The organism is Vulcanococcus sp. DEBay_Sum29NL08_54 (genome assembly GCF_017859255.1).
Lineage (GTDB): Bacteria > Cyanobacteriota > Cyanobacteriia > PCC-6307 > Cyanobiaceae > Vulcanococcus.
In genome coordinates this window covers 105,573-117,059 of record NZ_JAFMNJ010000002.1, presented here as the reverse complement: position 1 = coordinate 117,059, position 11,487 = coordinate 105,573, and the positions used below count along the sequence as shown (strand labels likewise).

At 68.3% G+C, this 11,487-nt stretch carries 7 protein-coding genes; 1 reads left to right on the top strand and 6 read right to left on the bottom strand.

Features of this window, described 5'->3' with window-relative positions:
• Positions 1-287 (bottom strand): RNA-binding protein (locus tag QZ186_RS01650; RefSeq protein WP_296415375.1); only part of this gene is annotated, 287 nt, incomplete at its 3' end.
• Positions 288-488: 201 nt separating this feature from the next.
• Between QZ186_RS01650 and QZ186_RS01645 the strand changes: the two genes are divergently transcribed.
• Positions 489-716: a hypothetical protein gene (locus QZ186_RS01645; protein ID WP_296415373.1), complete on the top strand. Its 228-nt coding sequence runs from the start codon at positions 489-491 to the stop codon at positions 714-716.
• A gap of 20 nt (positions 717-736) precedes the next feature.
• Here the strand turns inward: QZ186_RS01645 and QZ186_RS01640 are convergent, their stop codons facing one another.
• From QZ186_RS01640 to QZ186_RS01620, 5 genes are all read right to left on the bottom strand, one after another.
• Entirely contained in the window at positions 737-2,569 is a 1,833-nt protein-coding gene (locus tag QZ186_RS01640; RefSeq protein ID WP_296415371.1) for a DEAD/DEAH box helicase, read from the bottom strand.
• Between the two features lie 90 nt (positions 2,570-2,659).
• A complete protein-coding gene (locus tag QZ186_RS01635) occupies positions 2,660-3,013 on the bottom strand; it encodes a phosphomannose isomerase type II C-terminal cupin domain (protein ID WP_296415370.1) in 354 nt (117 codons plus the stop codon).
• Positions 3,014-3,022: 9 nt separating this feature from the next.
• Positions 3,023-4,642 carry an exodeoxyribonuclease V subunit alpha gene (recD, locus tag QZ186_RS01630; protein ID WP_296415368.1) on the bottom strand — a complete coding sequence of 540 codons (1,620 nt, stop codon included), beginning with the start codon at positions 4,640-4,642 and terminating at the stop codon, positions 3,023-3,025.
• On the bottom strand, positions 4,639-8,238 hold the full coding sequence (locus tag QZ186_RS01625; RefSeq protein ID WP_296415366.1) for a UvrD-helicase domain-containing protein: 3,600 nt from the start codon (positions 8,236-8,238) through the stop codon (positions 4,639-4,641). The genes recD and QZ186_RS01625 overlap by 4 nt, the downstream gene beginning before the upstream one ends.
• Positions 8,235-11,486, bottom strand: coding sequence for an exodeoxyribonuclease V subunit gamma (locus QZ186_RS01620; RefSeq protein ID WP_296415365.1), 3,252 nt, complete (start codon positions 11,484-11,486; stop codon positions 8,235-8,237). Before QZ186_RS01620 ends, QZ186_RS01625 begins: the two co-directional genes overlap by 4 nt.
• Position 11,487: the final 1 nt, after the last annotated feature.

The window sequence follows — 11,487 nt, the reverse complement described above, 5'->3', positions numbered from 1 at the left end:
CCGCCGCCGCCGTAGCCGCCGCGACCGCCGCCACCGCCGCCGCCTTCACGGGGGGTTGCTTTGTTGACGCGGATCATGCGACCCATCCACTCGACGTTCTGAAGATCGTCGATGGCTTTCTGTTCGTCAGCATCGTTCGCCATTTCGACGAAAGCGAAGCCGCGCTTGCGGCCAGTCTCACGATCGAGAGGCAGGCTGCACTTGCTGACCTCGCCGTACTGGCTGAACAGGTCAAGCAAATCCTCTTGTTCAGCTTGGAACGAGAGGTTTCCAACGTAAATGGTCATTCCTTAGACGGAACCTGAAAACTGATTCGTTGATGCTGTGGGGTTCCGTGTGGAGCCTGGAAGCTTTGGGAATCAGGGTTAGCCTACAGCTCCGAGGTCCCAGTGATTTCTTTGGGTCTGGGCGGTAACGAGGCTTAAAGCAAGACCGAAGGGAATCAAAAGAAACGGGTTGATCCCCGATTAATGTCCCATTGTCAGCAAATGAACACCCGCTATCGGGAGCGCCTGATGACGGCACCTGTGCCCTGGAGTTTGGCTTGGAGCAAGACCGGGGAGCTCGCCCCCCAGGATCGCTTTGATCTGTTTCAGACCCTTGTGGCGATCGAAACCGAAGAGGTGCAGCCGTCTTTGGTCGTTGCCGTGGAGAGCATGGGCTTGGCTGAGCTGACCGCGCTCTCCACTGAATCGGTGACGGGCCTCTGTGCCTGAGGCCCGCCTGCGGGCTTGAACTAGCCCTGAACGCGAGAGATCTGAAGTTCGCGATTCAACACCTTGAGACGCTTCAAGTTGTGGAAGACGTCCTCGGGCATGCCCTTGGGCAGGTCCACCAGGCTGTGGCTGTCAAAGATTTGAATCCGGCCAATGCTGCGGCCGTTTAGGCCGGACTCGTTGGCAATGGCGCCGACGATGTTTCCGGGCTTGATCCGGTCGCGCCAGCCCACCTCAACCCGGAAGCGATCCATGTGATCTTCCGGAGGACCCGATTGCTCGCGGGGGCCGCGGCGGGCTCCGGGGGCGTTGCGGGGACCGCGGTCACGATCGCCGAAGCGGTCGTTGCGGCGTCCATCACGGGACTGGGGCTGCTGGCGGATCCAGTTCTCATCGTCATGGACCAGCAGGGGCTGATCGCCGACGGCCATCTGCAGGGCTGCCAAGGCCAGTTGCTCTGGGGCGACCTCGCTTTCCTGGCCGACCCGCTTGATGATTTCTGAGAGCAGGGCCTGCTGTTCGCTGAGGTTGCTGGTCTCTTCGCTGTTGAGCCCCTTCACGGTTTCGCTCAGGCGCTCGCGCAGGCGATCCAGGCGGCTCTGGTTGATGCTCGCGTTGGTGGGGATTTCCATCGGTTCGATGGGGCGACCCACGGCGCGCTCAAGCCCGGTGATGAAGCGGCGCTCGCGCGGCGTCACGAACAGGATCGCGTTGCCGGTGCGGCCAGCACGGCCGGTGCGGCCGATGCGGTGGACGTAGGCCTCGGAGTCGAAGGGGATGTCGTAGTTAATGACCAGGCTGATCCGGTCCACATCCAGGCCGCGGGCCGCCACATCGGTGGCCACCAGCACATCCACGGTGCCGTTCTTCAGGCGCTCAATCGTGCGCTCCCGTTGGCTCTGGGCCACATCACCGTTGAGGACCGCGACGCCATAGCCCTTGGCTTCCAAGGCTTCGGCCACGGTGACCGTGATCGCCTTGGTGCGGGCAAAGATGATGACGCCTTCTTTGGTCTCGGCCTCGAGCACCCGGCTCAGGGCCTCGAGCTTCATCGGACCGTTGACGGTGATGAAGCGCTGCTGAATGCGGCTGGAATCCGACCCTTTGGTCTTGATCGTGATCTCAGCGGGGCTGTTGAGGTACTGATGGGAGATCCGGCGGATCTCGCTGGGCATCGTGGCCGAGAAGAGGACGACCTGACGCTTCTCAGGCAGTTGGCTCAGGACCCACTCGACGTCGTCGATGAAGCCCATGCGCAGCATCTCGTCGGCCTCGTCCAGCACCAGGCTGCGCAGCCCGGAGACATCGAGGGTGCCCTGGCGCATGTGATCCATCACCCGGCCAGGGGTGCCGACCACGACCTGAACCCCGCGCTTGAGCTTGTGGATTTGATCGCGGAAGTCCGATCCGCCATAGACCGGCAGCACCCGCAGATGGGGCAGCTTGGTGGCGTAGCTCTTAAAGGAGTCAGCCACCTGGATGGCCAGCTCGCGGGTGGGGGTCAGCACCAGCACCTGGGGGGTGCGTTGGGTCTCATCCAGGGCCGCCAGCATCGGCAGGGCGAAGGCGGCGGTTTTGCCCGTACCGGTTTGGGCTTGGCCCACCAGGTCGCGGCCGAGCATCAGCTCGGGAATGGCGGCCGCTTGGATCGGGGAGGGTTCGCTGTAGCCGATCTCCTCGAGGGCCTCGAGGATTTCGGGAGAGAAGCCAAACGCTGCAAATCCAGTCTTCTGACTGGGTTCTGCCGTGGTGATTTCGATGCTTTCGCTCGGGGCGCTGTCCTGGCTGCTAGCCAAATCGAGCGCGCTGAGATCCACAGAGCTGGTAGCGCTCTCGAGAGAGGTATTGGTCAAAGTTGGTCTGGGCCTGAATCCTTCGTCGACAGGCCGGCAGACACCCGTTGAAGAAACTGCCTTGCCCTTCACAAAGGGTGAAGAATCAACCTAACACTTGACCCTTTGGTAGTCGTCAGCGAGGCGCTCAATGTCCTCTTCGCTGAGGTGTTCGCCCCGCTGGACTTCAACGATCAGCAGGTTCTCATCCGTTGCGGCAGCCCGGTGCACCGCACCGCAGGGCACCAGCAGGGTGGTGCCGGCCTCCGCCTCAATTGAGGTTCCATCGCATTCCAGCTGACCGGAACCACTGACCACGATCCAGTGCTCCAGCCGGTGTTGGTGGCGCTGCAGGCTGAGGCGGTGGCCGGCCTGGATGCAGAGCCGTTTCACCAGGTATCCCTCACCGGAACCGATGGTTTCGAACCAGCCCCAAGGCCGCTGAACGATGCCTGGCTCCGCCATGGGCGCAGGCTAGGTCGGTTTCTTGGCTGCGCCCACCGGTGTGATCAAGGTGGCCTGCCGTTGCGCGCGGGTCAGGCCGGTGTAGATCAGGCGCGGATCCAGAGCCCGGTTCGCCGGCAGCAGGAACAGCACGGTTCTGTATTGGCTGCCCTGGGACTTATGCACCGTCAGCGCAAAGGCCGGCTCCGCTCCACTGAGCTGCGCCGGGTGCAGGAGCCGCTGGCCCGGCATCAAGACCCGGCGCTCCGAGTGGTGTTGAACGACGACACCGATGTCGCCATTGGCAAGGCCTTGGTCGGCGCGGTTGAGGCGATTGAGGACTGGGGTGCCAGGGGGCCAGTGCAGGGGACCGCTTTTGGCGAGGTCGCCCAGCAGGGCGCGGTGCACCGCCTCCACCCCCCAGGGCCCGAGGCGGAGGGGACTGAGCACCACCAGTTCCTCCAGTTGGGCCAGCAGGGCGTCGCTTTGTTCGCTGCTGGGTCTTCCCCCTTGCCACTCCAGGGCTTGGCAGCGTTGACGCAGGGCCGCGGCGTGCTGTTGCAGCGCCTCCAGCAGGGGTGTTGGCAGGCTGCGGCTGGAGGCCTCGAGCCAGCTCACGTTGTCGCTGGGGGTCAGGGCCTGGAGGCTGGGTTGCAGGGCGGCGAGCAGGTCTCCTTGAAGTGCGTTCGGCTGTTGCCGGAGTTGCTCGGCCAGCTCGGCGATCGCGCCGTCGTTGCGGTAGGTGGTGCGCAATTCGACGGCGGCTTCCCCCAGCAGGCTGAGTCGCTCCGGCCGGCAGAGCTCTTCGAGCACGGCTCCAGTTCCAACGGGCGGCAGTTGGTTGGCGTCGCCGACGAGCAGCAGTCGCGCCTCCGCCGGTAAGGCCTCCAGCAGAGCCGCCATCAGCGGCAAATCCACCATCGACAGTTCATCGACCACCAGCAGATCCAGCTCCAGGGGATGGCGGCGATTGCGGCCAAAGCGCAGCTCCCCCTGGGCCTCCAGCAGCCGGTGCAGGGTGCTGCTGGGGAGGCTCTGAAGCGTTGGATCGAGACCCTGGCTGCCGTGACTGACGGAGCTCGCCAGGCGGGCTGCGGCTTTCCCCGTTGGTGCCGCCAGGTGAATCCGCAGCGATGGTGTCTGGTGCAGGCAGGCGGCCAACATCTGCACGACAGTCGAGGTCTTGCCGGTGCCCGGGCCGCCGGTGAGCAGCACCAGGTCCTGGCCCAGGGCCGCTGAGACGGCTTGGCATTGGCGGGGGTCCAGGCCCGCTTGCGCCGCCGCGGCCAGGGCCGCTTTCCGCTCGCTTTCCTGCAGGGGGCGCCGGCGTTGGGCGCGCTGCTCCAGGGCGCTAAGGCACTGCTGGAGTTGCTCATGCCAGCGTCTCCAGCGCAGCACCAGTCCGTCTTGAACGATCGGTGCTTCCGGGCCCGCGAGCCAGCCGGCCTCCTCCAGGGCCGAGACCGCAGCAGCGGGCCAGTCCTCAGGGGGGACTCCATCGGGCTGCGGGCCCCGTAGATCAAGCCCCAGCTCGCCTTGTTCGAGCGCCTCGATTAAGGCCTGCACCATGGGCTGCAGCAGGGCACTGCCGCGCTGGGGCGGCAGCAGCCGCTGGAGGCTGTCGAGCACTGCGGCGCTCAGGGTGCTCATGGTTGGCCCTCCCGCAGCAGGGCATCAAGGGCGAGGACCCGATCGAGGCTGGGTTGATCCACCAGCACCCCTGGCGTCGGGGCCGTGGGATCGGGGGTGGGGCCGGGCACCCCCCGCAGGAAGACGTAGGCGTAGCCCCCCAGGTGTTGGGCGGGGTCGTAGTTCGGTAGCCGCCAGAGCAGGTAGCGGTGCAGGGCCACCAGGTACAGGTGGGCCTGCAGCGGGTAGTGGCTGCTCGCCATCAGGGTCTCCATCGCCGGCTCTAAGTAGTCGTTGGGGCCGCAATGGGTGACGCTGCCGAGACGATCGCGCTGACCGAGCCAATTGCTCTTCCAGTCCGTCACCCACCAGCGGCCCTCCCAGCAGAAGAGCAGGTCGATCGAGCCGGTCAGGAAGCCCCGGCTGGCCACCTCCAGGCTCTGCAGCGTTTTGGCATAGCTCCCTCCAAAGCGGCCGCCGGGGTGACTGGCGAAGGCCTGGGCCAGGCCGCTGCTGCGCACCAGACGGACCTCCCCTTCTCCGGTCGCCAAGGGGAGATCGAAGTTCATCTCATTGAGCCAAGAACCGGCCTTCAGGTCCCCCAGCCGGCAGGCGCCCAGGGGGCCACCCAGGGGAGTGAGCATCAGTTGCTGCAGCCCTTCGAAGAGGCCTTCGCACGACGGGCCCCCCAGGCCGGCCCGCTGCAGTTCCTGCTCGATCACCGCATCGGCTTCCTGCCGTTCCCCGCGGGCCACGGCGCCGTAGTCGAGGCGCTCGAGGATGCGGTGCAGGGCATCGCCAGGACCCGAACCCCGGGGGAAATGGGCGAGGGGGCCCAGCTCGGGCCAGGACGTCGTCGGCTGGGCTGCGTTGCCCTCCTCCAGCAGGGCTTGCGCAAAGCCATCGCCCAAGGCATCGGTGTCACGGCCCTCCTCCTGCTGCTCCGGCGGCAGGCTCACCTGGGAGTGGGCCCAGGCGGAGTAGCTGGCCCTGCCCCAACTGCTGTCGAGGGAGCGCTTGGGACGGGGGCCCAGGCTCAGCACTCCCTCGGCGGGCTCCGGCCGCCAGGGCTGGTGGATCTCTGCAGACGCCTGGATCCGCTCCAGCGGTAGCTCCGTCTCGCGCTCGTCTAACCAGCTGCCCAGGGGGTTGCCGGGGTCGGCCTGATCCGCTCCGGGCCAGCCCAGCACCAGCAGGTGTTGGGCGCGGGTGCAGGCGACGTAGGCCAGCCGTTCCGCCTCAGCGATTTGCGCCTGCTGGTCCTGTTGGGCGGCGAGCCGGCCCACGCCCCAGTGGGGATTGAGGTGCAGGTCCAGTTGGGGTTGCCCGCCGGAGCTCCAGCGCCGGCCCAGGCGCTTGCTGGCTTTGCTGCTGCCCTTCCAGAGGTAGGGGCAGATCACCAGGGGGTACTCCAATCCCTTGCTGCGGTGCACGGTCACCACGGCGATGGCGGCTTCGGCGGCATCGCTGCGGCAGAGATGGGCCTCGGGGGTGTCCCGGTTTTCCTCGAGGCGCAGCCGCCTGAGCCAGTCCGCGGCCGCCTGGGCCCCCAGGCCCTGGCGGTGCATCTGCTCCTGCACCAGCTCGGCGGCCTGCTGCACATCCGCCAGGGCCCGGCCCCGCAGGGAGAGCCGTGCCAGGCCCTCGGTCCCCTGCAGGTGAGCCAAGGCCGCGGTTAAGCCGAGTTTGGGTAGACGTTCCGCCAGGGTGCTCAATTCGGCCGCGAGCTGGTCCCACTGGGCCGAGCTGCTGGCCTCGATCTCGGCGGCGGACCAGCCCAGCAGGGCCGAGGCCGCCAGTAATTTCAAGCGCCCCAGTTGGCCGGGTTGGGCCAGGGCATCCAGGAAACGCTGCAGGGCACTGGCCCCGAGGCTTTCAAAGACATCGCCGCGGCTGACCAGACGGCTTGGGATCTGCCGGCGCTCCAGGGCGGCCCGCAGGGCCTCAGCCTGCTCGTGGCGGCTGACCAGCAGACAGAGGTCGCCCGGGTCGATCGGCCGGCCGTTGAGCAGGAGCCCTTGGCTCAGCAGGTCCTGGCAGAGGCCGGCCACCTGGGCCTCGAGCCCCTGGCTTGGATCCAGCTCCAGCAGCTGCAGCGGTGATGGGTTGCCGGGGCAGTCCAGCTGTCCCTTGTTGGCCTTGGCCAGCACCTGGGGTACTTCCAGTTCGCTCTGGATCAACCCGGGTTGCATCAGGGCGTTCAGGCCCGCCACCAGTGCTGCGCTCGAGCGGCGGTTCTCGAACAGGCCAAAGCGGCCATCGGCCTCGGCGGCCGCCTGGCGGTAGGTCTGCAGCTCCCCGCCGCGGAAGCGGTAGATCGCCTGCTTGGGATCGCCCACCATCACCAGCAGGTGCCGGCTGGGCTCCTGGGCAAAGGCCCGCTTGAGGATCCGCCACTGGATCGGGTCGGTGTCTTGAAACTCATCGATCAGGGCGGCCCGGTAGCGGCGGGAGACGGCCTGCAGCAGGGGCGAGGGCTCGCGGGGCTCCGGGCCCGGATCGAGTTGCTCGAGCAGTTGACCGAAGCTGATCTCACCGCTGCGCTCCCGGCGGCGTTGCAGCTCGGCGCGCCCCCAGTGGCAGAAGTGCAGCAGGGCCAGCTCGGCGGGCCCCTCCACCACCGCGGCGATGGCCTGGAGCAGGGGGGCCTGGGGCAAGGAGACCTGATCGCCGTGGGCCGGGGCCGCCGCCTTGGTGAAGGGGCCGGGGTGGAAGTACTTCTTGAGCTCCTCCTGCTGAAGCAGGGCGTCGTAGCCGGCGGGTGCCTCCAGTTGGGAGAGCCAGGTCTGAACGCGGTTCAGGCGGTCGGGTTTGGCCTTGAGCCGGTAGGGGGCGTACTTGACCCCCAGGCTCTTGAGTTCCACGGCGGCCGCGGCGAACTCCTCCTCGAGGTCCTCGCTGCGGGCCTCCCACTCCGCCTGGAACTGCTGCCAAACGCGGCTCCAATGGGGAGCGAGTTGCTCCGCCAGGGTCAGGTCCGTGCTCCAGCCCTCGGGCAGGGGGGCGAGCTGGAGGGCCGGGTCGCCATCGAGGCTGCCCAGCAGGTTCACCAGCTGCTCAGGGTTGACCTGTTGGCTCTGCAGGCCCGCCAGCAGATGGGGCGGCAGGGGAAGCACCTGCTGCTGCCAGTAGTCATGGACCAGCTCTTGTCTCCGCTCGCGCCCCTGGCTCTCCAGGGCAACATCCGGGCCGAGGCCGGCCTCGAGGGCGTGGCGCTGCAGGGTGCGGCGGCAGAAGCCGTGGATGGTGGTGATGTCGGCGCGATCCAGCCGCTCCAGGGCCAAGAGCAAGCGGCCCTTGATCACCATGACCTGATCGGCCTGTAGGGCTGAGCGCCACTGCTGCAGCGGTTCGTCGGCCTCGGGGTTGGCGTGATCGAGCAGGACCAGGGCCTCCTGCAGGCGGCGGGCAATGCGGTCCCGCAGTTCGGCGGCGGCGGCATCGGTGAAGGTCACCACCAGCAACTCCTCCACTTCGAGGGGGCGCCGTCCCTCGCTGAGCAGCCGCAGTACCAGGTGAGCCAGGGCAAAGGTTTTGCCGGTGCCGGCGCTGGCCTCCAGCAGCCGGATCCCCGGCGCCAGGCTGAAGCCGTTGGCGTCAAAGGCGGCCAGGGTCATGGCTTGACCTCCTGGCGGCGCTCCAGCAGCGGCCCATGCAGCGTCAGGGCCAGGGTCTGCAGCTCCGCTGTGAGCAGGTCCCCCAGGGGCAGGTCCGAGCCAAAGCAGACCCGCTGCACCGGATCGTCCCGCTCGGCCCGCAGTTGATAGCCCCCTTCCCAGATCTCCTTGGCTTTGGCCCAACCGCGCCCCTGGCCGGGTTTGCTGCTCTCGGCGCTGGCGTAGGCCCAGCCGGTTTCCGGCGGCAGCGCCCAGCAGTTCTGACGGTGCGCCTCGCGCCAGCTCTGCAGTTGCTCCAGCAGGGCGCTGGCCTGCTCGGGGGCGGGGGCCTCAACGCGCTCCAGGACACGGAAACGATGGCGGTCGCGGCCCACCAGGGACCCTCCCCGCAGGTTCAGGCCGGCGGCCGCCGCCAGCAGGCACTCCAGCCAGAGCTGCAGGCGTTGGGGGGTGCGGGGTTTGGCGGTGTGAACCAGCACCAGCTGGCCGCCGCGGCTGCTCAACTCCGCGGCATAGCCCTGCCACTGCGCAGGCTGCTGCTCCGGTTCCCCCAGCAGATCCAGACAGCTGCGCAGGCTCTGCCAGCGCTGCTCCAACTGCTCCACCTCCAGGGCTCCGGCGGCCAGGGGGGGCAGCAGGCCCCGGCCCCGTTCCCGTTCGCGCCAATCGGGGCTCGCAGCCCCGGGCTCCTCGTCCCATTCGCGGCGCAGCAGGCTGGCGCGCTCCCGCTCCCCCAGTTGCAGGGCTTCGAGATCGAGCACCGGCTGATCGAATTCCTTCGGGCGAATGCCCAGTTGCTCCAGCCAGAGGCCCTGGGGGGCCTGGATCCAGCGCTGTAGATCGCTCCAGGCCTCGGCCGGAGTGGTCTGGGGAAGCGGCGGCGCCGGCGGCGGGGTGCTGAAGGCCAGCCCCTGCTGGCAGTGGAGCTCGCCCTGCTCGAGCTGTTGGCGCACCTGCAGGAGGCGTTGGTCGCAACTCGCCGCCGGCCAGGGAGCCATGGCGAGGAAGTTGCTGCGTTCCAGGGCATTGGCGGCGTGCTCCCGCAGGGGAACGGCGCTGCTGCCGAGCTGTTGGCCCAGCAACTCCAACCACTGCCGCACCGGTGTGGAGGCTTCCAGGGTTTCTCCGGTGCGCTCATCGCGGCAGCTCCAACTGAGCAGCAGGTGCTGGCGCGCTGAGAGCAGGGCCTCCAGCAGGACGTAGCGGTCCTGGTCGCCGCTGTTGGGATCGCCCAGCTCGCGGCGGTGCTCCATCAGATGGAAGCCGGGCCGTTGGCGCTGGCGGGGGAAGGCCCCGGCATCCAGCCCCATCAGCACCACCACCCGGTGCGGAATCGCGCGCATCGGCTCCAGGGCGCTGATGGTCAGGGCCCCAGAGCGGTGCCCAAAGCGGCCGCTGCCCTCGCTCAGGCGCTCCGCCAGGACATCGGCCACCACCGGAGCGGCGAGCTCCAGGGGGCTCTCGCCGGCCACCGCCTGCCAGTCCGCCAGGGCCGCATGGATCGTCTGCAGCTCCCAAGCCCAGCTCCCCCCATCGCCAAAGAGCAGGGGCAGCTGCTCCCGCAGGCCCTCCACCCACTCCGGCACCCGCCGCGCCTGGGCGAACCAGCGCAGGCTGCTGAGCAGTTGCCGCAACAGGCCAATCCAGCGGCCCTGCTGCTCGAGGCTGCCGCCCAGGGCCATCGGCGCGGTGTCCCCGAGGGCCAGGCCCGGGAGATCCGGGAGCACCAGGCCCAGCACGAGCCGATCGATCGCCCAACCCAGGCTGTGGCTGGGGTCCCCGCCCCGGTCTCGTCCATCCAGTCCCCAGCGGAACCCCGCCCGCTGCAGCAGGGCCGTGAGCTCGCCGGCGTCGCCGGCTTCGAGCTGTTGGGCCGCCAGCAGGGGCCCGCAGCAGAGCACGTTCTCCAGGGCACTGGCCGTCAGGCGTTCGCCGCCGAGTTGCAGCAGGGTGAGCAGTCCTTGGGCAATCCCCGCCTCGCTCTGTTGGCTGCGGTCCGTCAGACGCCAAGGCAGGCGCACCCCGGTGGCCTCGGCATCACCGAAGACCGCCGGTACCAGCGGGGCGAAGGCCTCCACCTGGGGCGTCATCACCAGGATGTCCCGCGGCTCGAGGCTGGGGTCCGCGGCCAGCAGCTGCAGGATCTGATCGCGCACCACCTGGAGTTGGCGCAGCCGGCCCGGGCAGGCGTGGAATTCCAGGGAGCGATCCTGCGGGTCCCGATGCAGGGGTTGATCGGCCTCCGGTTCGCCGCAGACCAGCTGCTCCTGCAGTTGCTCCAGAAGGGACGGTTCCCGCTGCTCGTGTCGGGCGACGGTGGCGGGGGCAAAGAACAGATCCCCCTCCTGCCATTGGCCCAGTTGGCTCTCGCCGGTTCCCTCGAGCAACTGCTGAAATTCCGCCCCAAGCCGGCCAAAGCGGGCCTCCAGGCTCGGCACGCTCAGCAACCAGTCCGCCGCCAGGGGATCACTGAGGGCCGCCGGGCCGCTGCGCTGCCAGAGATCGCGGCAGGGGGTGAGCATGTAGAGCTCCACCTGGCGCACCGCCGAGAGGGCCTGCAGCAGTTCCACCTGCACCGGGGCCAGGCTGCTTAAGCCGAAGAGCCGCAGCGGTTGCGCGCTGGTCAGCTCCGGTCTCCAGCCGGCCTCGAGCCGGCGAATCAGCTGCCGTGCCCGCACGCCAAAGGGCAGGCAGCCCAGGCGTTCGACCAAACGGCGCAGCAACTCCGGCTGCCACTGCAACCCCTCCGGCAGCGTCTGGGGTTGCTCGCTCAGCCAGGCCTCGAGCATCGCCGGGCGATAGAGGCCGTAGTCGTCGATGGCATCGGCAATCGCTCGGGCCAATTGCCAGAGGGCCTGATCGAGTCGGTCCAGTCCGGAGGAGCGAACGGCCAGCCATTGGCGCAGGGGCTGAGCCGTTGGGCTTTGCAATAGCTCCGGCAGCAACTCCAGCAACGGCCAGACCAGGTTCTGGGCGCGCCAGGGATCGGGGCCGCTCTGCGGTGGGGCGTCCTCCAGCCATTGGTTGACCAACTGCCGCAGCAGGCTGCTGGGGAAGGGGAAGCGCAGGTTCGCCGCGATGCCGGCGGGGTTGGCCAGGGCCAGTTGCTCCCCCAGCCAGCGGCTGGTGGGCCAGGTGTTCACCACCACCTGGGCCTCCTCGAGCAGCCCCGGCGGATGCAATTGCAGGTTGGTGGCCAGGACGCGAGCCAGCAGCTCAGCGCGATTGCTGCGGTAGACCGTGAGCAAG

Bases quoted from the DNA above. Each gene is read 5' to 3' on its own strand.
- QZ186_RS01645 (WP_296415373.1), top strand. From the start codon at position 489: ATGAACACCCGCTATCGGGAGCGCCTGATGACGGCACCTGTGCCCTGG.
- QZ186_RS01635 (WP_296415370.1), bottom strand. From the start codon at position 3,013: ATGGCGGAGCCAGGCATCGTTCAGCGGCCTTGGGGCTGGTTCGAAACC.
- recD (WP_296415368.1), bottom strand. From the start codon at position 4,642: ATGAGCACCCTGAGCGCCGCAGTGCTCGACAGCCTCCAGCGGCTGCTG.
- QZ186_RS01625 (WP_296415366.1), bottom strand. From the start codon at position 8,238: ATGACCCTGGCCGCCTTTGACGCCAACGGCTTCAGCCTGGCGCCGGGG.